General features: G+C 71.1%; 21 protein-coding genes. 17 read left to right on the top strand and 4 right to left on the bottom strand.

Features of this window, described 5'->3' with window-relative positions; translation table 11 throughout:
• Positions 1-21: 21 nt before the first annotated feature.
• The 17 genes from KY572_RS42460 to KY572_RS42540 all read left to right on the top strand — a co-directional run bounded on the left by KY572_RS42460 (position 22) and on the right by KY572_RS42540 (position 14944).
• On the top strand, positions 22-672 hold the full coding sequence (locus KY572_RS42460) for a riboflavin synthase (RefSeq protein WP_224249482.1): 651 nt from the start codon (positions 22-24) through the stop codon (positions 670-672).
• Positions 673-684: 12 nt separating this feature from the next.
• Positions 685-1866: a 3,4-dihydroxy-2-butanone-4-phosphate synthase gene (ribB, locus tag KY572_RS42465; RefSeq protein WP_224249483.1), complete on the top strand. Its 1182-nt coding sequence runs from the start codon at positions 685-687 to the stop codon at positions 1864-1866.
• A 35-nt stretch (positions 1867-1901) separates the two neighbouring features.
• On the top strand, positions 1902-2399 hold the full coding sequence (gene ribH, locus KY572_RS42470; RefSeq protein WP_224249484.1) for a 6,7-dimethyl-8-ribityllumazine synthase: 498 nt from the start codon (positions 1902-1904) through the stop codon (positions 2397-2399).
• Between the two features lie 3 nt (positions 2400-2402).
• Entirely contained in the window at positions 2403-2828 is a 426-nt protein-coding gene (gene nusB / locus KY572_RS42475) for a transcription antitermination factor NusB (protein WP_224249485.1), read from the top strand.
• A complete protein-coding gene (locus tag KY572_RS42480; RefSeq protein WP_224249486.1) occupies positions 2825-3313 on the top strand; it encodes a M17 family peptidase N-terminal domain-containing protein in 489 nt (162 codons plus the stop codon). Before nusB ends, KY572_RS42480 begins: the two co-directional genes overlap by 4 nt.
• A gap of 57 nt (positions 3314-3370) precedes the next feature.
• Complete coding sequence (locus KY572_RS42485; RefSeq protein WP_224249487.1) at positions 3371-3745, top strand: response regulator; 375 nt, start codon at positions 3371-3373, stop codon at positions 3743-3745.
• Positions 3746-3764: 19 nt separating this feature from the next.
• Complete coding sequence (locus KY572_RS42490) at positions 3765-6035, top strand: chemotaxis protein CheA (protein WP_224249488.1); 2271 nt, start codon at positions 3765-3767, stop codon at positions 6033-6035.
• 36 nt (positions 6036-6071) lie between these two features.
• Positions 6072-6632: a chemotaxis protein CheW gene (locus KY572_RS42495; protein ID WP_224249489.1), complete on the top strand. Its 561-nt coding sequence runs from the start codon at positions 6072-6074 to the stop codon at positions 6630-6632.
• On the top strand, positions 6629-7150 hold the full coding sequence (locus KY572_RS42500; protein WP_224249490.1) for a chemotaxis protein CheW: 522 nt from the start codon (positions 6629-6631) through the stop codon (positions 7148-7150). Before KY572_RS42495 ends, KY572_RS42500 begins: the two co-directional genes overlap by 4 nt.
• Positions 7147-9120: a HEAT repeat domain-containing protein gene (locus KY572_RS42505; RefSeq protein ID WP_224249491.1), complete on the top strand. Its 1974-nt coding sequence runs from the start codon at positions 7147-7149 to the stop codon at positions 9118-9120. Before KY572_RS42500 ends, KY572_RS42505 begins: the two co-directional genes overlap by 4 nt.
• Positions 9121-9172: 52 nt before the next feature.
• Positions 9173-10015 carry a CheR family methyltransferase gene (locus tag KY572_RS42510; protein WP_224249541.1) on the top strand — a complete coding sequence of 281 codons (843 nt, stop codon included), beginning with the start codon at positions 9173-9175 and terminating at the stop codon, positions 10013-10015.
• Positions 10012-11061: a chemotaxis-specific protein-glutamate methyltransferase CheB gene (gene cheB / locus KY572_RS42515; protein WP_224249492.1), complete on the top strand. Its 1050-nt coding sequence runs from the start codon at positions 10012-10014 to the stop codon at positions 11059-11061. Before KY572_RS42510 ends, cheB begins: the two co-directional genes overlap by 4 nt.
• A gap of 51 nt (positions 11062-11112) precedes the next feature.
• A complete protein-coding gene (locus tag KY572_RS42520) occupies positions 11113-11490 on the top strand; it encodes a response regulator (RefSeq protein WP_224249493.1) in 378 nt (125 codons plus the stop codon).
• Positions 11491-11517: 27 nt separating this feature from the next.
• The gene (locus KY572_RS42525; protein ID WP_224249494.1) at positions 11518-12321 is read left to right on the top strand and encodes an ABC transporter ATP-binding protein; all 804 of its coding nucleotides are present in this window, start codon (positions 11518-11520) and stop codon (positions 12319-12321) included.
• Complete coding sequence (locus tag KY572_RS42530) at positions 12318-14042, top strand: putative ABC exporter domain-containing protein (protein WP_224249495.1); 1725 nt, start codon at positions 12318-12320, stop codon at positions 14040-14042. The genes KY572_RS42525 and KY572_RS42530 overlap by 4 nt, the downstream gene beginning before the upstream one ends.
• Positions 14043-14111: 69 nt before the next feature.
• Positions 14112-14486 (top strand): ArsR/SmtB family transcription factor, encoded by a 375-nt coding sequence (locus tag KY572_RS42535; RefSeq protein ID WP_224249496.1) that lies wholly within the window; start codon positions 14112-14114, stop codon positions 14484-14486.
• Positions 14483-14944, top strand: a complete 462-nt coding sequence (locus tag KY572_RS42540; RefSeq protein WP_224249497.1) for an SRPBCC family protein — start codon at positions 14483-14485, stop codon at positions 14942-14944. The genes KY572_RS42535 and KY572_RS42540 overlap by 4 nt, the downstream gene beginning before the upstream one ends.
• On the opposite strand, the gene KY572_RS42545 is transcribed toward KY572_RS42540, so the two are convergent.
• The 4 genes from KY572_RS42545 to KY572_RS42560 form a co-directional block, all read right to left on the bottom strand.
• Positions 14945-16771 (bottom strand): ATP-binding protein, encoded by a 1827-nt coding sequence (locus KY572_RS42545; protein WP_224249498.1) that lies wholly within the window; start codon positions 16769-16771, stop codon positions 14945-14947.
• A 156-nt stretch (positions 16772-16927) separates the two neighbouring features.
• Positions 16928-17611: a translation initiation factor IF-3 gene (infC, locus tag KY572_RS42550; RefSeq protein WP_224249542.1), complete on the bottom strand. Its 684-nt coding sequence runs from the start codon at positions 17609-17611 to the stop codon at positions 16928-16930.
• 314 nt (positions 17612-17925) lie between these two features.
• The gene (locus tag KY572_RS42555; protein ID WP_224249543.1) at positions 17926-19404 is read right to left on the bottom strand and encodes an RluA family pseudouridine synthase; all 1479 of its coding nucleotides are present in this window, start codon (positions 19402-19404) and stop codon (positions 17926-17928) included.
• Positions 19405-19777: 373 nt separating this feature from the next.
• On the bottom strand, positions 19778-24769 hold the full coding sequence (locus KY572_RS42560; RefSeq protein ID WP_224249499.1) for an immunoglobulin-like domain-containing protein: 4992 nt from the start codon (positions 24767-24769) through the stop codon (positions 19778-19780).
• Positions 24770-24880: the final 111 nt, after the last annotated feature.

Below are 24880 nucleotides of genomic sequence, written 5' to 3' on the forward strand. Positions count from 1 at the left end.
AATTCGTTATAAGCCCCGCCGATGTTCACCGGTCTCGTTCAGGATGTGGGTGTTGTCGACCGTGTCGTCCCAGGTGGGATGACCGACCTGTGGATCCGCACCGCGCTGGGAGCCGGCGGCTTTGCCCTCGGCGAGTCCATCGCCGTGGATGGTGCCTGCCTCACGGTGGTGGAGCGCAGCGGAGACATCTTCAAGGTCCAGGCCGCCCCGGAGACGCTGCGCCGCACGACGATGGGCGAGCTGCGCCCCGGCTCCCGGGTGAACCTGGAGCGAGCCCTGGCGCTGGGCGATCGGCTGGGCGGGCACCTCGTGGCGGGCCACGTGGACGCGGTGAGCGAGGTGCTGGAGACGCGGCCCGAGGGCGGCTCGTGGGTGATGGCGTTCCGCCTGCCCGCTGAGCTGGCGCCCTACTTCATCGAGAAGGGCTCGGTGGCGGTGGATGGCATCAGCCTCACCGTGAACGCCGTGCTCCCGGACCGCTTCACCGTGCAGCTCATCCCCGAGACGCAGGCGCGCACCACGCTGCAGGGCAAGGGGGTGGGCTCGCGCGTGAACCTGGAAGCGGACATGATCGGCAAGTATGTGGCGCGGCTGTTCTCGCTGCGCCAGGCCCCGGGCAGCGGGCTGACCGAGGACGTGCTGAAGGCGGCCGGCTTCGGGACGAAAGGCTAGGAGAGCGAAGTCATGGCGAAGGGCACGGACGTCATCGCGCTGGTGGAGCGGGCGCTCGCGGAGATCCGCAAGGGCCGCATGGTCATCCTCACCGATGACGAGGATCGCGAGAACGAGGGAGACCTCGTGATGGCGGCCGAGAAGGTGACGCCGGAGGCCATCAACTTCATGGCCACCCACGGGCGCGGCCTCATCTGCCTGGCCCTCACCGACGAGCGCATCCGCCGGCTCAACCTGCCGCTGATGGTGCAGGACAACACCTCGCCCTTCCAGACGGCCTTCACCGTCTCCATCGAGGCCGCGCGCGGCGTCACCACCGGCATCTCCGCCGCGGACCGGGCCCGCACCGTCCAGGCGGCGGTGGCTCCCAACGCCAGGCCGGGCGATCTGGTGCGCCCCGGCCACATCTTCCCCCTGCGCGCCCGCGATGGCGGCGTGCTGGTGCGCACCGGGCAGACCGAGGGCAGCGTGGATCTGGCCCGCCTGGCCGGGCTGTCCCCGTCCGGCGTCATCTGCGAGATCATGAACCCCGACGGCACCATGGCCCGCAGGCCGGACCTGGTGAAGTTCGCTCGGAAGCACAAGATGGTGCTGCTCTCGGTGGCGGACATCATCCGCTACCGGCTGGAGCGCGAGCGCCTGGTCAAGCGCATCGCCACGGCCACCGTCGAGCGCCGCGGCGCCGGCTCCTTCCAGGCCTACACCTATGGCAGCGACGTGGACTCCGCCGTCCATGTGGCCCTGGTGAAGGGGGACGTTCGCGGCAAGGAGCCCGTGCTCACCCGCGTCCACCGCGCCTGCCTCATGGGCGATCTGTTGGGCAGCAGCCGGTGCGAGTGCGGCAGCCAGCTCGAGCAGGCCTTCCAGCAGATCCAGGCGGCCGGGCGGGGCGTCATCATCTATCTCCAGAAGGACGTTCAGGCGAAGGCCCGGCTGCAGTGCACCCACGTCTCCAACGAGGAGGTCATCCAGGGCAAGCCGGACCAGACGCGCCTGCGCGAGTTCGGCGTCGGGGCGCAGATCCTCAAGGACCTGGGGCTGAGCCGGCTGCGTCTGCTGACCAACAACCCCAAGAAGATCGTGGGCCTGGAGAGCTACTCCCTGGAGGTGGTGGAGCAGATCCCCCTCACCCGGGAGGACGCCCCCCGGCGGGTGGCGGCGCGCACTCCCCGACGGCGGCGTGACAAGTCGTGAAGACGCGGGCCGGGCCCCTGGTGTAGGAAGCTCTCATGCCTCGCTACATCGAAGGTGACTTCCTGCCCCCCAAGGGCCGCTTCGCCATCTGCGTTGCCCGCTTCAACGCGTTCATCACCGAGGAGCTCGTCAAGGGCGCGGTGGACTCGCTCGTGCGCCACGGCGTGGCCGACGGGGACATCGACGTGTACCGCTGCCCCGGCACCTATGAGCTGCCGGGTTTGACGCGCCGCGTCGTGGAGTCCCAGGGCTACGTCGGCGTCGTCACCCTGGGCGCCGTCATCCGCGGCGGCACGCCCCACTTCGACTACGTGGCCGGCGAGTGCTCCAAGGGCATCGGCTCGGTGGCCTTCAGCGCGGCGGCCCTGGCGAAGCCCGTCTCCGTCACCTTCGGCGTGCTGACGTGTGACACGGTGGAGCAGGCCATCGACCGGGCTGGCGTGAAGGCGGGCAACAAGGGCGCCGAGGCGGCCATGGCCTGTCTGGAGATGGTCAACCTCTACGCGAAGATGGCGGAAGGAAAGAGGGGGTAGCTCATGGGCGCGCGCAGAACCGGGCGCGAGCGCGCATTGCAGGCGCTCTACCAACTGGAGATGGCCGAAGGCTCCTCGTCCTCGGAGGCGCTGGCGTCCGCGTGGTCCGCCTCCGCCGAGGAGGGCAAGCCGGATCCCGACGCCGTCAAGTTCGCCCAGGAGCTCGTGGAGGGCGTCCGGGCGCACCAGGCCGAGATCGACCAGCTCATCGAGAAGCACAGCCACAACTGGCGCCTGGACCGGATGTCCCGTATCGACCGGAATGTGCTGCGCCTGGGCGTCTTCGAGCTGAAGTACCGCCCGGACATCCCCAAGAAGGTCTCCATCAACGAGGCCGTGGAGCTGGGCAAGAACTTCGGCACGGAGGAGTCCAGCGCCTTCGTCAACGGCCTGCTCGACCGCGTCGCGGTGGCCCTCGGTAAGCCGTGAGCGTCACTGTCTACGAGATCGGCCTCGAGGGCCTGGATGCCCTCGCCGGGGTGGACGCCCTCTGCCTCTTCGTGGCCGAGGACGACCGGCCCCTGCCCGGCACCGCCGGGTATGTGGACTGGCGGCTGTGCGGCGCCCTCTCGCGCGTGCTCAAGCAGGGGTTCTTCACCGGGGTGAAGGACGACTGGCTCCTGGTGCCCTCGGACGGGCGCATCCCCATCCCCCGCATCTTCGCGGTGGGGCTGGGGGCCCGGAAGAACCTGGACGCGGCCTCGCTCGGAGTGGCCCTGGCCAACGCCGCCCGTGTCCTCGACAAGGCCAAGGTGGACTCCATCGCCATGGAGCTGCCCGGCGGCGAGAAGGTGGACGAGGCCGCCCAGGCCCAGGCCCTCCAGCAGCACTTCCTGCCGGCCTTCAAGGGCAAGCGGGTCACCATCCTGGCCGACAAAGGGCTGGCCAAGCTGCTCCCAGTGCGCAAATCCTGACGTCTGGCGGTCAAGGATTCTTCCCCCCGGCGGGCTTCTGCTACCATTTCGCCGCCCATGGGATTCAAGGTCCTGATCGTGGAGGACTCCAGATCGTCGCGCGAGTACATCGCCGCGACGGTGGAGGCTGTTCCAGATGTGCAGGCCTTCACGACGGCCAGCGGGTTCGAGGCGCTCAAGCTCCTGCCGCGCCACCGCTTCGATCTCATCATCACCGACATCAACATGCCGGACATCAACGGCCTGGAGCTCATCAACTTCGTCAAGAAGAACCCCAACTACCGCGAGACGCCGCTCTTCATCATCACCACCGAGGGGCGCGATCAGGATCGGGAGCGGGGCATGGCGCTCGGGGCCGCGGAGTACCTGGTCAAGCCCTTCCAGCCCGAGGCCCTCGCCGGGCTGCTGCGGCGGTACCTGAAGCTGGCGTGAGCCGGAGAGCGCTGAGGACGTGAACCCCGGAGGCAAAGCCCTGTCGGAGTTCGTCGCCGAGGCGACGGAGATCCTCGACACGCTCAACAAGGACCTGCTCACGCTCGACGAGCGCCGGGGGCAGGAGCCGGACCCCGAGCTCATCAACGGCATCTTCCGCGCCGCGCACTCCCTCAAGGGGCTGTCGGGGCTCTTCGGCCAGGACCGCATCGCCCGGATGGCGCACGGCATGGAGGACCTGCTGGACCGGCTGCGGCTGGGCAAGCTGGTCCTGGACGACTCCGTGCTGGACAGCCTGGTCGAGGCGCTCGACGTGCTGCAGGCGCTGCTCGTGGACGCCTCGCGAGGCGAGTCCTCCACCACGCAGTCCGAGCGCGTCGAGGGGCTCATCGCGCGCTTCGAGCAGCTGGGGGCTCCCGCCGCTCCGGGCGAGGAGGATCCGCTCGACCGGCTGGAGCTGGAGGCCCAGGTCCGCGCCGTCTTCACCGAGTACGAGGAGCACCGGCTCCGCGAGAACGTCCGCAAGGGCGTGGCCCTGTGGCGCGTGCGCGCCGACTTCGATCTGTCCGACTTCGACAAGGGGCTGGCCGAGCTCAACTCCCGCCTCAAGCCCATCGGCGAGATCATCAGCACGCTGCCCTCGGCCCAGCCCAGCAGCGCCAGCGGCATCGCGTTCGATCTCATCTTCGGCGCCAAGGTGCCGGCCGAGGAGCTGACGAAGGCCCTCGAGGGTACCCCCGCGCAGCTCTCCCAGCTCCCGGTGCGGCCTCCGGCCAGGGCCGCGGCGCCGCCGGTCGTCCGCACGCAGGTTCCCGCCGCGCCTCCCCGGGCCGCAGCCTCGGCTCCCGCCGCCCCCGAGGAGCCACGCGCGGCCTCCGCTCGCCGCTCGGGCGCCAAGAAGGGCAAGGCGGCCCGGCAGGCTCCTCCCCCGGAGCCCATCGAGGAGGAGCCTCCCACTCCGGCGCCTCCGTCCGCGCGCCCCCAGGCCGCGCCCGAGCCGCTGCTCACGCCGTCATCGAGCGACACCAGCGTCAGCCCCGGCTCGAAGGGGCCGAAGGTGGACTTCGACACCTCGCTGCGCTCGCTGACGCAGACGGTGCGCGTGGACATCCGCCGGCTGGACGGGCTGATGAACACGGTGGGCGAGCTGCTGCTCATCAAGGCCAACCTCCAGCGCATGAGCGAGAGCGCCCGGCAGGAGGGCACGCTGGTGCTCTCCAAGTCCTTCGTCGCGGAGCTGGCGCGCGAGACGCGGCAGCTGGAGCGCAAGCTGGACGCGCTCCAGAGCGGGCTGCTCGAGGCGCGCATGGTGCCCGTGGGCCAGGTGTTCGACAAGCTGGCGCGGCTCATCCGCCGCATCGCCCGCGAGGCCGGCAAGGAGATCGACTTCGTCAGCAGCGGCGGCGAGGTGGAGCTGGACAAGCTCATCGTCGAGGAGCTGAGCGATCCGCTCATGCACATCATCCGCAACGCCCTGGATCACGGCGTGGAGTCGCCCGAGGCCCGGGTGGCGGCGGGCAAGCCGCGGCGGGCCATCGTGTCGCTGAGGGCCGAGCAGAAGGGCAACCACGTCGTCATCGAGGTGAGCGACGACGGGGCGGGCATCGACGAGCACCGCGTCCGGGAGGTGGCCGTCCAGAAGCACCTCATCACCGACGCGCAGGCCGCGGAGATGAACCGGCGCGAGCTGCTCAACCTCATCTTCCTGCCGGGCTTCTCCACCGCCCGGAACGTCTCCGAGCTGTCCGGCCGGGGCGTGGGGCTGGACGTGGTGAAGAACAACATCAGCAACCTGTCCGGCCTCATCGACGTGTGGAGCGAGCGGGGCAGGGGAACGGCCTTCCAGCTCACGCTGCCCCTGACGCTGGCCATCATCCGGGCGCTGGTGGTGGGCGTGAGCGGGCGGACGTACGCGGTGCCCCTCAACAGCGTGCTGGAGATACTCTCCGTGCAGCCCAAGGACATCCGCACCGTGGAGCGGCGCGAGGTGCTGGATCTGCGCGGCCAGACGCTGCCCTTCACCCGGCTGGCAAGGATGTTCGGCCTGCCCGAGCGCAACACCGGCCGCCACTTCGTGGTGGTGGTGGGCCTGGCCCAGGAGCGGATGGGCATCGCCGTGGACGAGCTGTTCGGCCAGCAGGACATCGTCACCAAGCCTCTGGGAGGGCGGCTCCAGTCCGTCCGGGGCATCTCCGGGGCCACGGACCTGGGAAACCGGAGAACCGTGCTCGTTCTGGATGTCGCAGAATTGCTCGAGGAAGGTATCGGTCCCGAGCGACGCTGGGCATGACGACAGGGGGGGCCGGGCTGCTATCCTGGCCAGGCCTTGTCTCGCTTCTCCGAACTGCTCGACGACTTCTTCTACCGGCCAGACGAGGACGTCGGAGGCCTGCTCGAGTTCGCTGCGGGCAGCGACGAGATGCTGCCGCCCACTCCGGAGGAGACTCCCGAGGAGTACCTGGCCTTCGTCCTGGAGGGCGAGTGGTACGCCGTCCCCATCCGCTCCGTCCGGGAGATCGGCCGGGTGCCCCCGCTGACGGAGATCCCTCGAGCGGAGTCCAACCTGCTGGGCGTGATGAACCTGCGCGGGGATGTCATCCCCGTGTATGACCTCAAGATGCGGTTGAGGTTGACCGACAAGCCCGCCCTGGTGGCGGGCCCGGATGCCCCGCCGCCGTCCCGCACGGCGCGCATCCTCGTCGCTCATACGGAGGAGGGCCCCGCCGGTGTGTGGGTGGACGCGGTGAAGGACGTGGTGCGCCTGAAGCCCTCCATGCTCGAGTCGGCCCCGCCGGGGCTCGGCGGCGAGCGCGACTGCGTGGTGGGCATCGGCCGGCGCAGCTCGCAGCTCTACATCCTCATCGATCTCCAGCAGGCCCTCGCATGAGAGAGCCCGTGTCCCTGCTCCCGCGCCGGCCCCGTCCCGAGGACTCGGCGCCTCGAGATCCCATCGTCCAGCTGTGCAGCTTCGTCGTGGGCAAGGAGGAGTACGTCGTCGACATCATGAGAGTGGAGGAGATCCTGCCGCCCCAGCGCGTCATCCCCGTGCCGCGCGCCCCCTCCTTCGTGGAGGGCATGCTGCACCTGCGCGGGGCCCTGCTGCCAGTGGTGGACCTGCGCCAGCGGCTGATGACCACGGAGGCCCCCCTGTCTCCGAAGACGCGGCTGCTGGTGTGCCTGCTGGGCCGGCGGCGGCTGGCGCTGCGCGTGGACCGGGTGACGGAGGTGATGCGGGTGCGCCGCAGCGACCTCAAGCCCGCCCCCGCGCTGCTGTCTCCGGGCCGGGCCCCCTTCGTCGTGGGCCTGTGCGGCACGCTGGAGCGCCCACGGCTGATGCTGGACATCAAGGCGCTGCTGCGAGCCGAAGTGGAGCGCGAGTCGAAGCGGACGGGAGGGGCGGCGTGACCCACGTCCTCGCTCCCCATGAGGAGGAGCGCTATCGGGCCATCCTGGCGCTGGACCCGGCCGCTCCGGGGACGCTCGACGCGCTCATCGTCGGGCTCCACGACGAGAGCTGGCGTGTGCGCCGCGCCTCCGCCGAGAGCCTGCGGCGGCTGACGACCCTGACCGAGGTGGCCCACCGGCTCGTCGCCGTGCTGGGCGAGCGCGGAGAGACGGGCGCTCGCAACGCGGCGGCCGAGGCGCTGGTGGGGCTGGGGGACGTCTCCGTGGCGCCCCTCATCAAGCTGCTGCGCCACTCCGATCCGGATCAGCGGAAGTTCGCCGCGGACATCCTCGGGCAGCTCGGCCGGCGCAGCGCCGAGAGCGCCCTGGTCGAGCTGCTGGATGATCCGGACATCAACGTCCGCGTCTCCATCATCGAGGCGCTGGGGCGCGTGGGCTCCGACACGGCGGCCCGGGCCCTGGAGGGCATCCTCAAGGAGCAGGATCTGCTGATCCGGCTGGCCGTGCTGGAGGCGCTCACGCAGCTTCAGTGGCCGCCCCCGCTGCCGGTGGTGGTGCCGCTGCTCGCCGATGCCCAATTGCGGCGCAGCGCCTACCGCGTCATGGGGCTCATTCCCCAGGTGGCCGCCACCGAGCTCATCAGCCGCGGGCTCAGCTCGGAGCTGCGCTCCGTCCGCGAGGCCGCGCTCGGGGCGCTCGGGACGCAGGCCAGCGTGGCGGATGCGACGCTCCGCACGGAGATCGACTCGCAGACCCGCGCCGCGCTCAAGCGCGTGCCGGATGCCGTGGAGTTCGTCGCCCAGGCCTTCGAGGCCGATGACATGCCCGTGCGCGCCGGGGCGCTCGTGGCGGCTGGCGCGCTGCGGGAGCCCTCGCTCGCCATCTCCGTGGCCGAGGCGGCGCGGGAGGACCGGCTGCTGCGCGAGGTGATCCGCACGCTGTCCCGGCTGGGCTCCGAGGCGGGACGGGAGCTGCTGGGGCGCATGGCGGAGCTGTCCCTGCCGGCTCGGGCCGCCGCCGCCCAGGCGATGCTGGAGATGGTGGATCCGTCCTACGTGCCGGCGCTGAGCGCGCTGCTCGAGTGGGCCGAGGACGATCTGCGCGCGGTGGCGGTGAAGGCGCTGGGGCGCACGCAGTCCCCGGAGGCGGTGGCGCCCCTGGTGGCGCTGCTCGAGGAGCCCTCCGTGGCGGGGGCGGCGGTGCGGGCGCTCGGCGTGCTCTCCGGCGGCTGCCGGGAGGCCGTGCTCAAGGCGCTGGAGGAGGTGGTGGAGCGGCGGCCCTCTCCGGCGGCGGTGGCCGCGCTGGCTCACGCGGGCGGGACGGCCGCCCTGCCCACGTTCCGGAAGCTGGCGCGTGCCCCGGATCCGCTGCTGCGCGCGGCGGCGCTGGATGCCGCGATGGACGTGGATCCGGCGGTGGGCCTGGAGCTGGCGCGAGGCGCCCTGGCCGACGAGGCCGCTCCGGTGCGCACGGCGGGGGCGCGGGCGATCGGCCGGGTGGGGGATGCCTCCGCGGGCACGCTGCTCAAGCGCGCGCTCCAGGACGAGGACATCGCCGTGCGGCTCGCCGCGGTGGAGGCCCTGGGAGAGTGTGGCGCGGTGGATCGTGCCCCGGAGCTCGAGGCGCTGGTGAGCCACCCGGACGGGGCGCTGGCCGGGCGGGCCGTGCGTGCGCTCGCGCGGCTGGGCACGGTGAAGCCGGCGGTGCTCCGGGAGGCCGCGCGCCACGCGGACGCGGAGGTGGTGAAGGCGGCGCTCCAGGCCGGCGCGGTGTCGGCCGAGGGGGTGGCCCTGGCGGTGGAGCTGCTGCGCCACCCGGGCTGGGACGTGCGCGCCACGGCGGCGCGCGTGCTGGGGGACTCCGGTGGACGCGAGAGCCTGGAGGCGGTGAGGGCCGCGCTCGCGGCGGAACAGGATGCGCTGGCCCGGCGCGCGCTCTCGGACGCGGTGGAGCGCCTCTCGAGGCGCTGAGGATTGGGGGGGGCAGGTGGCACCACTCTTCGATGACGAGGGCCGTCCGGAGATGACCGCGGAGGAGTTCCGTCTCCTGCGCGATCACGTCTACTCCCACTGCGGCATCCTCGTGCGCGAGGACATGAAGTTCGTCATGGAGCGCAGGCTGTGGCCCCGGCTCGAGGCGCTGGGCCTGCGCGACTTCAGCGGCTACCACCGCTACCTGCGCTACGACGCCCAGCGCCGCGTGGAGCTGGAGGCCGCCGTCGAGGCGCTCACCACGCACGAGACGTACTTCTTCCGCGAGCCGAACCAGCTCAAGGCCTTCACCGACGAGATCCTCCCCGTGCTCCAGCAGCGCAACGCCTCGTCCCGGAGGCTGCGCATCTGGTCCGCCGGGTGCTCCACTGGCGAGGAGGCCTACACCATCGCCATGCTCCTGCAGCAGAGCCGCCGCTTCGAGAACTGGGACGTGGAGGTCTACGGCACGGACATCTCCCGCCGGGTGCTGGCCACGGCGCGCCGGGCCGAGTACGGCCCCTCCGCCCTGCGAGCGACGCCTCCGGAGCACGTGTCCCGCTTCTTCGTCCCGCTGGGCGGCAACAAGGTCAAGGTGCGCGACGACGTGCGCGCCTGGGTGTCCTTCGGGCAGCTCAACCTGCTGGACGCGGAGGCCTGCCAGCTCGTCGCGCAGATGGACGTCGTCTTCTGCCGCAACGTGATGATCTATTTCGACCTGCCCGCGCGCCGACGCGTGCTCCAGGTCTTCCACGAGCGGCTCGTCCCCGGCGGGTACCTGATGCTGGGGCACTCGGAGAACCTGCTCAACCTGGGCGCGGACTTCGAGCTGGTGCACCTGCGCGGAGATCTGGCGTACCGCAAGCCGGAGCCGCCGCCGAGGGGGCTGCGATGAGCGGGCGTCCTCCCACCACGGTGCTCGTCATCGACGACTCGGCCCACAACCGGCGCACGCTGAAGCACCTGCTGGAGTCCGAGCCGGACGTGCGGGTGCTCGACTGGGCGGCGGACGGCGAGGAGGGGCTGCGCAAGGTGGTGGACCTGCGCCCGGACGTGGTGACGGTGGACCTGGAGATGCCCCGCATGGGCGGGTACACCTTCCTGCGGCTGCTGCGCACCACCGCGCCCACGCCGGCCATCGTCATCTCCAGCCACTCGCACACCGCGGACGTCTTCAAGGCGCTGGAGCTGGGGGCGTTCGACTTCATCGCCCGGCCGGCGAAGGCCTCGGCGGCGGCGCTGGAGATCCTCCGCGTGGAGCTGCTGGAGAAGGTCCGCGCGGCGCGGCTCGTGCGGCGGGGCGGGGCGGCGCGGCGGGCGCCCGGGCGGGTGGTGCGCGAGGTGGTGGATCCTCAAGAGGAGCACCCCTTCATCATCGCGGTGGCCGCGTCCACGGGCGGGCCACCGGCGGTGCAGCGGCTGCTGGAGGCGCTGGCGGCGGAGCCCACTCCCTGCGTGCTCATCTGCCAGCACATGCCGTCCCAGTTCACCAAGGCGTTCGCGGAGCGGCTGGATCGCATCGGGCCCTTCCACGTGGCCGAGGCCAAGGAGGGGGACCGCATCACCCCGGGCCAGGTCTACATCGCGCCGGGCGGCCGCCACATGCAGCTCGTCGAGCGGGAGGGACGGCTGGTGCTGAAGACGCCGGAGATGACGCCGAAGGACCGCTACGTCCCGTCGGCGGACCAGCTCTTCGAGAGCGTGGCGAAGACGCTGGGAGACCGGGCCCTGGCGGTGGTGCTCACGGGCATGGGCTCGGACGGAGCGGCCGGCGCGCGCGAGGTGCACAAGGCCGGCGGCGAGGTGTGGGCCGAGTCCGAGGAGACGGCCGTCGTCTTCGGCATGCCGCAGGAGGCGATTTCTACCGGCGTGGTGAAGCGGGTGCTGCCGCTGGGGGAGATCGGTCCGGCCCTGGTCTCCCTGGCTCGGCGTCGGCGGTGAGGGCGGGGGGAAAGCAGAGGTTTTTTGGAAGGGGATGGTATCTTCCCGCCCATGACGCAGATCCGGGCGCTGGTGGTAGACGACTCCCAGGCCATGCGGCGCAGCATCATGTATGCATTGCAGCGGCTCGGTGGAGTCGTGTGTGTCGAGGCCGGTGACGGGGCCGACGGGCTCAAGAAGTTCACCCAGGGACAGTTCGACCTGGTGCTCACCGACATCAACATGCCGCTGATGGATGGCCTGAAGCTCATCAGCCACATCCGGCAGGCGCCGGAGCACCGGGACATCCCCATCGTCGTCATCACCACCGAGGGCGCGGCGGCGGATCGCGATCGCGCCATGGCGCTCGGGGCGAGCGCGTACCTGGTCAAGCCGGTACAGGCCAGGGTGGTGCTCGAGACGGTGAAGGGGCTGCTCAACCTGCACTGATCTGGAGCCAGGGTGTCGCCCTCCGACATGACAACCGACGCGGGCCCGGCCATGGCTCCGCCCGAGGCGCCCGTGCTGGAGGTGGCGGGGCTGGAGAAGGCCTACGGCGCGCTGAAGGCCGTGCAGGGGCTCACCTTCCAGGTGGCGCCCGGAGAGGTGCTGGGGCTGGTGGGGCCCAACGGGGCGGGGAAGACGTCCACGCTGCGGTGCCTCGCGGGCATCCTGCCCGTGTCCTCCGGGCGGGTGGCGGTGGCCGGGCACGACGTGGCGGTGGAGCCGGTGAAGGCCAAGCAGGCGCTGGCGTTCCTGCCGGACGAGCCGCGCCTCTTCGAGTACCTCACCGTCTGGGAGCACCTGAACTTCGTCGCCCGGCTCTACGGCGTGGAGGGCTGGGAGGAGAAGGGGCGGGCGCTGCTGGCGGAGATGGAGCTGGAGAGCAAGGAGAAGGCGCTGCCGGGAGAGCTCTCGCGGGGCATGAAGCAGAAGCTGTCCATCGCCTGCGGCTTCCTGCATGAGCCCAAGCTCATCCTGCTCGACGAGCCGCTCACGGGGTTGGATCCCATCGGCATCCGCCGGATGAAGGCGTCGCTGCGCAGGCGGTCGGAGCAGGGGGCGGCGCTGGTGCTCTCCTCGCACCTGCTGCCGCTGGTGGAGGAGCTGTGCCACCGCATCCTCGTCATCGCCGGAGGGCGCGCGGTGGCGCTGGGGACGCTGGAGGAGATCCGCTCGCGGATGAGCGGCATGGATGCGGGCAGCGCCTCCCTGGAGGAGCTCTTCGTGCGCATCACCAGCGCGGAGGGAGGGGAGCGCCCGGAGCCTCCGGCCTCATGAGCTTCCCGAGCGCGGTGACGTTCCTGTGGTGGGCCTCGCTGCGCAACCGGGTGCGCAAGCAGTTGCAGCGCCTGCGCCAGCCGAAGTACCTGGTGGGCCTGGTGGTGGGCGGGGCCTACCTGTACGCCGTCTTCTTCCGGAGGCTGAGCCTGCGCAGCTCCGGCGACTCGCTCCCGGAGGGGGCGCGGGCGATGGCCGAGCTGGGGCTGGCCGGCATGCTGCTCATGTCGCTGGCCGCGGCGTGGGCGCTGGGGCAGGACCGACCGGCGCTCACCTTCACGGAGACGGAGGTGCAGCAGCTGTTCTCCGCGCCCGTCAGCCGGCGCTCGCTCCTGCACTACAAGCTGGCGCGCGGGCTGTTCGGGGCGGCGGTGTCCGCCCTGTTCAGCACGCTCTTCGTCTTCCGGACCATCAGCCCCGAGCCCGTGCTCTTCTTCCTGGGCGCCACGCTGGTGTTCGGCACGGTGAACCTGCACTTCACCGCGGCCTCGTTCGTGCGCACGCGGCTGGCCCGGCTGGGGTGGCTCGGGACGGCGCTGCGGTGGACGGTGCTGGTGGGGCTGGCGGCGGCCCTGGGCCTGTCGGTGTATGCGGCGCTCCAGGCGCACCCCTTTCCCGCGGGGGCGGTGAAGCCGGGGCGCGTGGAGGCGTGGGTCCTCTCGCTGCTGGAGCAGCCCACGCTGCGCCTGGCGCTGTGGCCCGCGCGCACCCTGGTGGCGCTGCCCATGGCGGACAGCCCGGCGGCCTTCCTCCGGGCGCTGCCCCTGGCGCTGGGGCTGTTCGCGCTCCACTACCTCTGGGTGTCCGTCCTGATCGTCCCCTTCGAGGAGGCGGTGGTGGCCCGGGCGGAGACGCTGGCCCGTCAGCGCGGGCAGCGGCTGGCGCGGGTAGGGCACATCGTCATGCGCAGGCCGTTCTTCCGGCTCACGTCGCTCGGCCGACCCGAGGTGGCGCTGCTGTGGAAGAACCTCACCGCGGCCCGGCGGATGGGGGGGATGGAGGTGGTGCTCGTCCTGGCCCTGCTCGGGCTGGCCTATCCGGCGGGCGCGGCCCTGTTCGCCCCCGAGTCCGTCACCATGGCGCGGCAGGTGATGGCGATCCTCTACGCGTCCTTCGCGGGGATGATGTCGGTGTTCGGTCCGTCCTCGGTGCGCGCGGATCTGCGCATGGACCTGCCCAAGCTGGACATGCTGCGGGCGATGCCCTTGACGGGGCGGCAGGTGGTGGCGGCCGAGGTGCTCGCGCCGGGGCTGCTGCTGGGGGCCATCCAGGTGGGGCTCATCATCCTGTCCGTGGCAATGGCGGTGGGGGCGCCGGGGCCGTTCGAGCCCGAGCTCTGGGTGGCCTGCGGGCTGGGGCTCGTGCCGCTGCTGCCGATGCTGGGAATGGGAGGCCTGTTCGTCCAGAACGCCGCGGTGGTGCTCTTCCCCGCGTGGCTGCCGGCGGATGGCGAGCGGGCCAGAGGCATCGAGGCGCTGGGCCAGCGGCTGCTGACGCTGGCCGGGGCGCTGGTGGTGGTGATCGGCGGGCTGATTCCCGCGGGCTTCGTGGCGCTGCTGGTGGGCTTCGCGCTCTACGGCCTGCTGGGCGTGTGGGCGATCCCGATCGCCGGGCTCACGGCGGCGGCGGGGCTGGCCTTGGAGGTGGCGCTGGGGGTGGTGACCCTGGGCCGTGCCTTCGACCGGATGGACGTGTCCAGCGAGGGCCCGGGGGCTCCATAGCGCGGCGCTCCGTCTCGAGTGGTTGACACGGAGCCCGGTCGCGCTGATATTCAACCTTGGGGTTGAACGATGCCGACCGCGACGACACAGACCCAGCTCGACCACACCCTCCTGGCGCTGGCCGACCCGACGAGGCGCGCCATCCTCCACCGGCTCACCCAGGGGGAGGCGCGCGTGACGGAGCTCGCGGAGCCGTTCGAGATCTCCCTCAACGCCGTCTCGAAGCACATCCGGCTGCTCGAGCGGGCCCACCTGGTGCGCCGCCGCAAGGCGGGCCGTGAGCACTTCCTGTCGTTCAACCCGGAGCCCCTCGACGCGGCCACCGCGTGGATCGAGGAGCAGCGCACGCTGTGGAACTACCGGCTGGAGGCCCTCGACGCCCTGCTGCGCGCCGAGGACGAGGCCGCCTCCGCCGATGCCGTGAAGAAAGGACGAAAGCGATGAGCACCGAGAAGAAGGTCACCGTACGCGTCACCCGCCGCTTCGAGGCCTCCGCCGAGCGGGTCTTCAATGCCTGGCTCGAGCCGGAGCGGGCCCGGAAGTTCCTCTTCGCCACCCCCACCGGGCAGATGGTGCGCGCGGACATCGATGCGCGCGTGGGAGGCTCCTTCTGTTTCGTCGATCGGCGGAGCGGCGAGGACGTCGAGCACGTCGGGACGTACCTCGAGATCGATCGGCCCCGGCGCCTCGTCTTCACCTTTGGCGTGCCGAAGTACTCGTCCGACAACACCCGCGTCACCGTGGAGATCGTCCCGCGAGGAACCGGCTGCGAGCTCACCCTGGTCCACGAGGGCGTGCTGACCGACTACGTGAGCCAGACCGAGGCCGGCTGGGGCAAGATCCTCGGCGGTCTCGAGGCGACGCTCTCTGGCATGGACGTGGCCGCCGAGGCCCGTGCCTGACTAGCGGCACCAGCGGCGCAGCAGCTCGAGGAGCTGGTCGGTGTCCGTCGGCTTGGCCAGGTAGTCGCTGGCCCCGGCGGCCAGGCACTTGTCTCGGTCTTCCGGCAGCGCCTGGGCGGTGACGGCGATGATGGGCAGGGTGGCGAAGCGCGAGTCCTGACGGATGGCCCGCAGCGTCGCGTAGCCATCCAGCTCCGGCATCACCATGTCCATGAGGACGGCATCCACCTCGGGGCGGGAGCGGAGGAGCTCGAGGCCCACCTTGCCGTTCTCCGCGTGCAGCACCTCGATCCCTTTTCCCTCCAGGGCGCTGGTGAGCGCGAAGACGTTGCGGATGTCGTCATCCACGATGAGCACCTTGAGCCCGACGAGGCTGGAGCCCGGCCGGAGGGGCGCGGGCGGCTGGAGGCTCGGTGCCGGGGGCCCGGCCAGGATGTCCTGTCCCGGCACGTGGGCAGTCGTCAGCATGGGCGCGTCCGCGGAGGCGCCGTCCTCCGTGCGGCTGTAGTGCTCGGGGAGATAGAGGGTGAAGGTGCTGCCCTGGCCTGGCTGGCTCTCCACGTGCAGCTCTCCGCCCAGCAGGCGCGTCATCGCCAGGCTGATGGAGAGCCCCAGGCCGGTGCCGCCGTACTCGCGGCTGGTGGTGCTGTCGGCCTGCTGGAAGGCCTCGAAGATGAGCTTCTGCTTGTCCTCGGGGATGCCGATGCCGGTGTCTCTCACGCTGAAGGCGAGCACGCGCTCGGCGCGCTGGAGCGCCTCGCTGGTGAAGCGCGTGCGCCGGCCGTCCGCCAGGGTGACGCGCAGGTCCACGCGGCCGCTGCCGGTGAACTTGAAGGCGTTGGAGAGCAGGTTCTTGAGCACCTGCAGCAGCCGCTGCGGATCGGTGTGGAGGCTGTCGGGCGTGCTCGCGTCGAGGCTCACCGAGAAGCCCAGGCCCTTCTTCTCCGCCATGGGCCCGAAGCTGCGCTCGATGAACTGCTTCACCTCGGCCAGGGAGACGTTGCCCGGCAGCACGCGCATCTTGCCGGCCTCCACCTTGGACAGGTCGAGGATCTCGTTGACCAGGTGGAGCAGGTCCGTGCCCGAGGCGTGGATCGTCCTCGCGTACTCCACCTCGCGCTGGCTGAGGCGGCGCTCCTTGTTCTCCGAGAGCACCTTCGCGAGGATGAGCAGGCTGTTGAGCGGCGTGCGCAGCTCGTGGCTCATGTTGGCCAGGAACTCGCTCTTGTGGCGGCTGGCGAGCGCCAGCTGCTCCGCGACGGTCACGTTGTCGGAGAGATCCTTCCAGACGCCCGTCATGCCCTTCTCTTCGGCCAGGCTGCCGCGCACGCCCTCCGCGCCCACCTCCTTGGCGACGCGGCTCACCTCCTCGGCGAACTCGGTGAGCTTGTCCACCATCGTGTTGACGGTGGTCTTCAGCACCAGCGCCTCGCCGCGCACGTCCAGGTTGAGCTTGTGGTTCAGGTCTCCGTTCGCGACGGCGGTGGCCACCCGCGTCATGTCGCGCACCTGCACGGTGAGGCTGTCGGCCAGCAGGTTCACGCTGTCGGTGAGCTCCTTCCACGCGCCGGAAGCTCCGGGCAGCCGGGCCTGGAGCCCCAGCCGGCCCTCCCGACCGAGCTCCCGGGCCACGCGGCTCACCTCCGCGGCCAGCGTGGCTTGGAGGGCGACGCCAGCGTTGAACGCCTGCGCCAGCTGATCCACCAGCGGGTGGGTGCCATACACGGGGAGGCGGTGGGTGAAGTCACCCTGGTTGGCTGCCTCCATCGCGGCGAGGAGCGCTCGCAGCTGCGCCTCCTCGCTGGGGGGCCGCGACAGCTCGTTCATGGGTCGGTCCACGGGAAGCCCTGAGACACTCTCAGGCCAGCAGAATCTTGCGCACGCTGCCCGTGGGGAGGAGTGGGCCCCAGCCATCCTCCCGGTGCCGAGTCGGCTGGTGGACACACGCGGTGGAGAGCGCCCACCGCGTGCCTGCACCCTCGCTCACGGAGCCGCGGAGGGCTCCTCCTGCGGGGTCTCCTCGGGCTCGGAGTCGCGCTCGGGAGCCGCGGGCTTGTCGGCGGGAGCCGCGGGCTTCTTGGCGCTCAGCGCGGCCTGCCGCGCCTGCTCGCGTGCCCGCTGGGCGACCTTGGCCGTGGGCGCGACGATCATGAACATCATGCGCCCTTCCATCCGGGGCGGCTGTTCCACCACGCCGACTTCCTTCAGGTCCTTCGCCACGTCATCCAGGATGGCGGTGCCCTGCTCGCGGTGGGTGATCTCACGCCCGCGGAACTGGATGACGACCTTGGCCTTGTTCCCTTCCTCCAGGAACCGGCGCATGTTGCGGACCTTGAACTCGTAGTCGTGCTCGTCCGTCTTCGGGCGGAGCTTCACCTCCTTGAGCTGGACGGTGAGCTGGGCCCGCTTCGATTCCGAGGCCTTCTTCTTCTCCTCGTACTTGAACTTGCCGTAGTCCATGATCTTGCAGACCGGTGGACTGGCCATGGGGCTGATCTCGACCAGATCGAGTCCCTCGTTGCGGGCTCGGTCGAGCGCTGCCTCCAGGGGCATGACTCCGAGCTGCGCGCCATCGGGTCCCACGACGCGGACCTCGCGGGCGCGGATACGGCGGTTGGTCCTTTGGTCGCGGCTGCCGCCGCGGTTGCTTCTCTGTTCGCGAATGATGTGACTCTCCTCCGAAAAAGGGTCTCAGACCTGTCCCTTCCAAGATGCGGCAGGTCTCTCTGCTACGACAGGGGGCCAGACTTGGATGTGAGGCAGCCCGCCCTCCTCGCGTCCCGAGCCTGCAGCGGAGCCTCCAGGTGCAGGAGTGACTCCAAGTGCCCGCTCGCTCGGTCGGAGGGGAGCCCAGCCCGACTCTTGCTGACGGCGGACCGTAACACCAGGGATAACGCCCGGTCCGGGCCCCTGCCATGGGGCCATGCGTTCACAGGGGTACTTCGCCTACACTCCCAGTACTATACGCCGGGCTGCCAGCCTCAGAAGGGCGGTGGGCTCTCCAGGTGGATGCGCTCGCCCGAGCGGGGGTGTGTGAAAGTCACGGCCTCGGCGTGGAGCAGCAGGCGAGCGTCGTCCCGGCCGTACAGTCGGTCGCCGACGAGCGGGGCGCCCAGGCCGAGTGGGTGCGCGGTGTGGACGCGGAGCTGGTGCGTCCGATCGGTGCGGGGAATGAGCGACACCCGGGTCCTCGCGTCGGTTCGCCGCAGGACATGCCACTCGGTGAGGGCGCGCTTGCCGTGCAGGGGATCGACGAGGTGGCGGGGACGCTGCTCGGGGTCGGCTCGGAGCGGCAGCTCGATGAGCCCCTGGTCTCCCGTGACGTGGCCGTCGAGCCAGGCGACGTAGCGCTTGTCGGCCTCGCTCCGGCCGAACTGCTGGTGGAGCGCGGCGTGCGTCTCCAGGTCCTTGGCGACGAGGAGGAGCCCGGAGGTCTCCGCCTCGAGCGGATGGAGGATGAGCGGCCCGGAGTGCGCGGCGGAGCGGCTCTGGAGCCGGACGAGCACCGAGTCTCGCCGCGGCTCGTGACGGCCGGGGACTGACAGCAGGCCACAGGGCTTGTCGACGACGAGCAGCCACGCGTCCTCGTACACGACACGCAGCTCATCCTCCGGGCCCGGTGTGGCGGCGGAGGCTGGGGCCGGGTCCACGGACAGGCCTTCGAGCATGTACGGGAGGACCGCGCCGCACTTGCTCTGGCACGCCGGGTAGTACTCGCCCGCGTGCCGATCGCCCGTCAGGGGTGGCGCTCCCCACCAGAACTCGGCGAGCGCGAGGGGCTTCAGGCGATGGTGGTAGGCCTGGGCGAGGAGCTTCGGCGCGGCGCAGTCCCCCGCGCCGCCTGGGGGAGGCTCGGGGGCGAACATCACTTCCAGGGTCCGCGTTTCACCGCGCGCATTCGGAATCACGTAGCTGGCGGCGATCTGTCGCCAGAGCTGCCGCGAGAGCCCAGCGCGCAGGCGCTCCAGCTCGGTGCGGCGTGCGGTGAGCTCCCTCTGGGCCTCCGCCAGGCTCTCTCGCTCCTGGTGGTGCGCCGCGTCCTGTCGTCGGCGCGCCTCGCTGTCGGCGCGGCTCTCCTGGCCGAGCGCGTGGAGCGCCGCGCGTCGCTCCTCCTCTCCGAGCGTGCCCTCGGTCAGCCGCCGGCGTGCGGCCTGCCGGAGGCGGCGGTTCTCCTCATGGCGCGCGCGCAGCTCGGCCGTGGCCGCGGCCTGACGCTCGGTCAGCTCCGCCAGGCGCGTGCGCAGCGCGACGGCCTCGGCTCCATCCACCAGCTCGGCATGGCGGGCGGCGAGCGCATACAGCTCGGCCTGGCCCGCGGGCCAGAACGCATCCCGCGCCACCGGATCGAAGAGGGGCGGCGCGAACCCGTCCACGTGCCAGCGCTCGTCGAGCATGCCCGAGAACCCGCAGAGGTAGCCCACGCGGCCATCGGGCGCCGCGACGACCAGCACCCCGAACATCTTGCCGCGGCCCGGCGTGTCGAGGCCGCTCAGGTCGACCCGTCCGGCGAGGTCTCCGTGGCGCAGGCGGCGCAGCAGCTCCTCGGCGGCCCGGCGCGCCAGGGGGTGGGGTGGGCCTCCCGCGAACGGGCTTGCGAGCCGCGCCGGCAGCTCCGTCGGAGCCGGCTGTGGATCGAAGTACGTCACGACATCGTGCAAGGGTGCCTCTCCCACGCGGCCGGTCCATCCGGGGCGGTGCTCTCCGGGATGCTGACATATCCAAAAAGGGAAGGCCCCCGCCCCGGCCTGAGTGGACTCAGGGAGGGCGAGGGCCTTCTCGGACCTGCGCTCGGGAGGGGAGAGGGGGCTCAGGCAGCAGCCCCCTCCGTGTCCGTCACGGGCAGATGGTGCGCTCGTTCAGCGGGTTGATGTGACCCTCGGCGTTGCCGTTGAACGACTTCGCGTAGATGCCACCATCCCAGCTGCCGTTGTTGAAGGTGATGTTGGCGTAGGGCGCCAGCACCGTGCCCCAGAAGCCGTAGCCCTGGGCGTTGATGCTGGTGGTGTCCACGAAGTTGTACAGGACGGTCTGCGCGCTCACACCGCTGAACGAGTGGCCGAAGCCCTGGAACGTGGCCGAGGCGCCGCGGATGTTCACCACCACGAAGGAGCCAGACGGCGCGCTGATGGACAGCAGCTTGGCGCCCGTGAAGGCGCTGGCCTGCACGTCGAACACGTTCACGCTCGGGTTCGTGCCGGACAGCATCACGCCACCCCAGCTCTCGCGCTTCGTCGTGCCGTTGGCCGGCAGGGCCGCCAGGCGGGCCGACACGCTGCGCAGCTCGGCGAACCGGGCCGCGAAGTCGATGGGCATGCCCTGGGACACGGTGCCCCGCGGGAACGTCACGCTCTGGTTGGTGCTGAGGCTGCCACCGTAATAGGTGTCACCCCAGACGGCGCCGCGGTTGAGCGTCAGGTTGCCACCCGCCACCAGGGTCTTCGAGATGTCGCTGGCCGGCAGCCCGGAGCCCACCGCGAAGTCCTCCATGGAGATGTTGCCGCCCGCCGCCACCTTGCCCACCACGTCGTGGCCGCCGGTGTACGAGTCCTCGAGGAAGAGGTTGTAGTCGTTCAGCTTCACGTCGATGCAGCTGACGGCGCAGGGGCCCGCCACCGTGAGCAGACGCGTGGCGGTGCTCGTGTTGCCCGCGTCGTCCGTCACGCTGTAGGTGACCGTGTACTGGCCGGCCCGCGTCTGGTCCAGGTTGCTGGTGCTGGTGATGCGCGAGGTGAGGTTGCCCGCGCAGGAGTCGGAGGCGGTGGCGCCCGGATCCACGTAGGGCGCGCCGTTGCACTGGAGCACCGAGGGACCGGAGAGCACCTGGAGCTGCGGCCCCACGGTGTCACGCACCGTCACCGAGCGGCTGGCGGTCGCCGTGTTGCCGGAGGCGTCGGCCACCAGGTAGCTCAGCGAGTAGTTGCCCAGCGCGGCCGTGTTGACCGAGCCCGACTTGACGATGGAGGCGGTCAGGTCGCCCGTGCAGGCGTCGGCCGCCGTGGCGCCCGGATCCGTGTAGCTCGAGCCGCACTCGACGGCCTGGCTGGCGGAGCCCAGCAGCGAGAGGGTAGGCGCCAGGGTGTCCACCACCGCCACCGTGCGGCTGGGGGACGCCGCCGTGTTGCCGGAGGCATCCGCCGCCGTGTAGCCCAGCGTGTAGCTGCCCGGCGCGTTCGTGTTCACGCTGCCAGACACCGTCACCGGCAGGGCGCCAGCGCACACGTCGGTGGCCACGGCGCCCGGGTCGGTGTACGCCGTGCCGCACTCGACCTGCTGGCTGAGCGAGCCGTTGACCGTGATGGACGGGGCCAGCGTGTCGACCACGGACACCGCGCGGGAGACGGAGGGCGCGGCCTGGCCGGATGGATCCGTCACGTTGTAGACGAGGGCGTAGTTGCCCGGAGCGCCGCTGTTCACGGCGCCGGAGCGGATGATGCGGCTGGTGACGTCGCCGAAGCACACGTCGGTGGCCGTGGCGCCCGGGTCGCTGTACGGCGTGCCGCACTCGAGCGACTGGGTGGCCGGGCCGAGCAGCGCCAGCGTGGGCGGCTCGTTGTCGTTCACGTGCACCGTGCGCGTCACCGGCGCGACGGTCGTGTTGCCCGCGGGGTCCGTCACGCTGTAGCGGATGGTGAAGGTGCTGGGCCGGGCCGTGTCGCCCACCTGCGTCGCCTGGATCTGCGCCGTCAGGTCACCGAAGCAGGCGTCGCTGGCCGTGGCGCCCGGATCCACGTAGGTGGATCCGCACTCGTACGTCGTCTCGAGCGGGCCGAGGACCGTGATGGCCGGAGCCAGGGTGTCGCTCACGGTCACCTCGCGGCTGGCGGAGGCGGCGTGGCCGGAGGGGTCGGCCACCGAGTAGCCCAGCGCGTAGCTGCCCAGGGCGCTCGTGTTCACGTTGCCCGTCCGCTGGATGGCGGCGGTCAGGTCACCGGCGCACACGTCGCTGGCCGTGGCGCCCGGGTCGGTGTACGGCGTGCCGCACTCCTGCGACTGCCGGGGCGAGCCGATGAGCGACAGCGTCGGAGCCAGGGTGTCGCTGACGGCCACCGTGCGGCTGGCGGAGGCGCTGTGGCCGGCGCCATCGTTCGCGCTGTAGCTCAGCGTGTAGCTGGCCGGGACGTAGGGGTTCACGCTGCCAGCCACCGCCACCGGCAGGGCGCCGGCGCACTGGTCGCTGGCCGTGGCGCCCGGGTCGGCATACGTCGAGCCGCACTCCAGGGCCTGGGCGGCCGGGCCGTTGAGCGTCAGCGTGGGAGCCAGCGTGTCGCGCACCGTCACCGTGCGGCTGGTGGTCGAGGTGGCCGTGTTGCCCGCCGGGTCCGTCGCCCGGTAGCTGATGGTGTAGCTGCCCGGCACATTCGGGTTGGCCGAGGCGGTGGCCACCGCCGGCCGCGGCCCGGCGCACAGGTCGCTCGCCGTGGCGCCCGGATCCGTGTAGCTCGCGCCGCACTCCACCGCCTGGGTCAGCGGGCCGGTGACCGTGATGACCGGCGCCTTCGTGTCGTTGACCGTGACGGTGCGGGTGGCCTCCGGGGCCGCGTTGTTCTTCGCGTCCTTCACGTTGTAGCGGAGCGTGTAGGCGGCCGGGACCATGTTGTTCACCGTGCCGGTCTTCACGATCGCGCTCGTCAGGTTGCCGTAGCACTGGTCGCTGGCCGTGGCGCCCGGATCGCTGAACGGGCTGGCGCACTCGAGCGTGGTGCTGGCCGCGCCGAGCAGCGTCAGCGTCGGGGCCTTCGTGTCGGCCACCGTCACCGCGCGGTTGGGCGAGACGACCACGTTGCCCGAGGGGTCCGTCGCCCGGTAGCTGATGCTGTAGTTGCCCGGCGTGCCCATGAGGATGTTGTTGGTGTGGACCACCGGCGTCAGGGCGCCAGCGCACGTGTCGCTGGCCGTGGCGCCCGGGTCCGGGTACGTGCCGCCGCACTCCACCGTCTGGGGAGAGGCGCCCAGGAGCGAGATGGTCGGCGCCTGCCTGTCACGCACGAAGACGGTGCGGGTGGCCTCCAGGGCGGCGCGGTTGCCCGAGTCCTTCACGTTGTAGCGGATGAGGTAGTTACCCACCGCGGAGGTGTTCACCGTGCCGCTCTGGACGATGCGCGGCGTCAGGTTGCCCTCGCACTGGTCGGCGGCCGTGGCGCCCTGGTCCACATAAGGGGTGGCGCACTCGTGCGTCACACCCTCCTGGCCGGTGCGGGTGATGACCGGCGCCAGCGTGTCGGCCACGGGCACCGTGCGCGTCACGACCGGGGACTTGTTCCCCGACGAGTCCGTCGCCTGGTAGGTCAGCGAATAGGTGCTGGGGACGCTCAGCCTCACCGAGCCCGTCCTCGCGATGCTGCTCTGGGGCAGCGTGCCCTCGCACAGGTCGCTCGCGGTGGCGCCCGGGTCGACGTAGGTGGCGGTCGGGTGGCACTCCTGCGGGTCGTTCGCCTGGCCGTTCAGCGCGATGGTCGGCGCCACGCTGTCAGCCACCGTCACCACGCCGGTGCACGTGGAGGACAGGCCCGCCTCGTCCGTGCAGGTCAGCGTCACGGTGGTGTTGCCGATGTTGTACGGGCCCGGCGGGCTCTGCGTGCAGCCCACCAGATCGTTGTCCGGATCGTACGAGCCGCTGTCGATGCCAGCCTCGGCGCCGCAGGTGTACTCGGCCACCGCCGTCACGTTCTGGCACAGCGCGACCGGCGGGCGGTTGACGGCCATCAGGTTGGGGACCTTGCAGAACGCGGTGCACTCACCCAGGTGGCCGTTGGCGTCGCCCGTGCGGCCGTTGGCCTCGCCCTTGTCGCACTCCTCGCCGAACTCGGCATCCACCACGCCATCGCCGCACCAGTTGCTGCGGCAGGACCAGGAGCACGTCTCCCAAGGCTGCTGGCTGGAGGTGGCCGGCTGGCCGTTGAGGCCATCGCCCAGGTCGCACTCCTCGCCGGACGGAGCCGGGTTGATGCCGCAGCCGGCGCCCAGCGTCATCGCGCCACGCACCAGGATGTATGGCGAGCCCACGTACTGCGTCTCGAAGCCCGGATCGACGGTGTAGTCCACATAGAGCTTCTGAGCGGGGACCGCCGCGGTGGCGCGCATCGCGATGCCCGCGTGCGAGAAGTCGCGCTCCGGGTAGGAGGTGAACACCGAGCGCGCCGCGCAGCCGCCCGCGCCAGGCAGCGAGTAGTCAGAGACGTCGCGGGAGATGATGTCGTTGTACATCTCGAAGACGTGCGCGGAGTCGGCGCAGCCCGGCACGCCCTGGATGTGGAAGGAGCCGAACGGCTCGAGCAGCGCCACCTCGGTGCCGGCCGGAGCGTTCTGATAGGCGCAGCCCAGCGCGATGTACATGCCCGTGCGCTTCTGCACCGAGTTGAGGGCGTAGCGGATGCCGTTCTCCACCAGCAGCTCCGTGCCGTTGGTGGTGGGGTCCGTGGCGAGGATGGCCACGTCACCGTCGACGATGGCGCCCCAGTTGCGCCGCGAGTCGATGGCCGCCTGGAAGGCCTCGGTGCCGCTCTGGCACGCCGCATCGCCGATGATGAGCGCGCGGTAGCTCATGAACTGCTGGGCCGACATCACCTTCCACTGCGAAGGCGTGACGATGTCGATCTGGGCCTCGGGAGCGAAGTCGGCCACCGCCCGGGCCTCGCGGCTGTCGAGGCCATCCTTCACGGTGCTGCCCAGGATGAGCACCTTGTTGCTGGCGCTCAGCGCCTGCTGGGCCGAGCCCAGCGTCGCTTCGGAGGAGCCAGGCGACGGCCCGGCGGGATCTTGCTGGCAGGCATTGGATGCCAGCGCGGTGATCAGCAGTGCGGCTCTTCCTACGCTTCTCGGTGTCATCGGGCATCCCCCACGATGAATGGACGACGGCAGGCTCATCTCCGACCCTTGCGCTGGATTTCCCCAAGCCACTGAAAGGAGGAATCCGGGTTCAGCGAGAGTTCTGAGAAA

Source organism: Hyalangium gracile, from assembly GCF_020103725.1.
Classification (GTDB): Bacteria; Myxococcota; Myxococcia; order Myxococcales; family Myxococcaceae; genus Hyalangium; species Hyalangium gracile.

Bases quoted from the DNA above. Each gene is read 5' to 3' on its own strand.
- KY572_RS42460 (WP_224249482.1), top strand. From the start codon at position 22: ATGTTCACCGGTCTCGTTCAGGATGTGGGTGTTGTCGACCGTGTCGTC.
- ribB (WP_224249483.1), top strand. From the start codon at position 685: ATGGCGAAGGGCACGGACGTCATCGCGCTGGTGGAGCGGGCGCTCGCG.
- ribH (WP_224249484.1), top strand. From the start codon at position 1,902: ATGCCTCGCTACATCGAAGGTGACTTCCTGCCCCCCAAGGGCCGCTTC.
- nusB (WP_224249485.1), top strand. From the start codon at position 2,403: ATGGGCGCGCGCAGAACCGGGCGCGAGCGCGCATTGCAGGCGCTCTAC.
- KY572_RS42485 (WP_224249487.1), top strand. From the start codon at position 3,371: ATGGGATTCAAGGTCCTGATCGTGGAGGACTCCAGATCGTCGCGCGAG.
- KY572_RS42500 (WP_224249490.1), top strand. From the start codon at position 6,629: ATGAGAGAGCCCGTGTCCCTGCTCCCGCGCCGGCCCCGTCCCGAGGAC.
- KY572_RS42510 (WP_224249541.1), top strand. From the start codon at position 9,173: ATGACCGCGGAGGAGTTCCGTCTCCTGCGCGATCACGTCTACTCCCAC.
- cheB (WP_224249492.1), top strand. From the start codon at position 10,012: ATGAGCGGGCGTCCTCCCACCACGGTGCTCGTCATCGACGACTCGGCC.
- KY572_RS42520 (WP_224249493.1), top strand. From the start codon at position 11,113: ATGACGCAGATCCGGGCGCTGGTGGTAGACGACTCCCAGGCCATGCGG.
- KY572_RS42525 (WP_224249494.1), top strand. From the start codon at position 11,518: ATGACAACCGACGCGGGCCCGGCCATGGCTCCGCCCGAGGCGCCCGTG.
- KY572_RS42530 (WP_224249495.1), top strand. From the start codon at position 12,318: ATGAGCTTCCCGAGCGCGGTGACGTTCCTGTGGTGGGCCTCGCTGCGC.
- KY572_RS42535 (WP_224249496.1), top strand. From the start codon at position 14,112: ATGCCGACCGCGACGACACAGACCCAGCTCGACCACACCCTCCTGGCG.
- KY572_RS42540 (WP_224249497.1), top strand. From the start codon at position 14,483: ATGAGCACCGAGAAGAAGGTCACCGTACGCGTCACCCGCCGCTTCGAG.
- KY572_RS42545 (WP_224249498.1), bottom strand. From the start codon at position 16,771: ATGAACGAGCTGTCGCGGCCCCCCAGCGAGGAGGCGCAGCTGCGAGCG.
- KY572_RS42555 (WP_224249543.1), bottom strand. From the start codon at position 19,404: ATGTTCGGGGTGCTGGTCGTCGCGGCGCCCGATGGCCGCGTGGGCTAC.
- KY572_RS42560 (WP_224249499.1), bottom strand. From the start codon at position 24,769: ATGACACCGAGAAGCGTAGGAAGAGCCGCACTGCTGATCACCGCGCTG.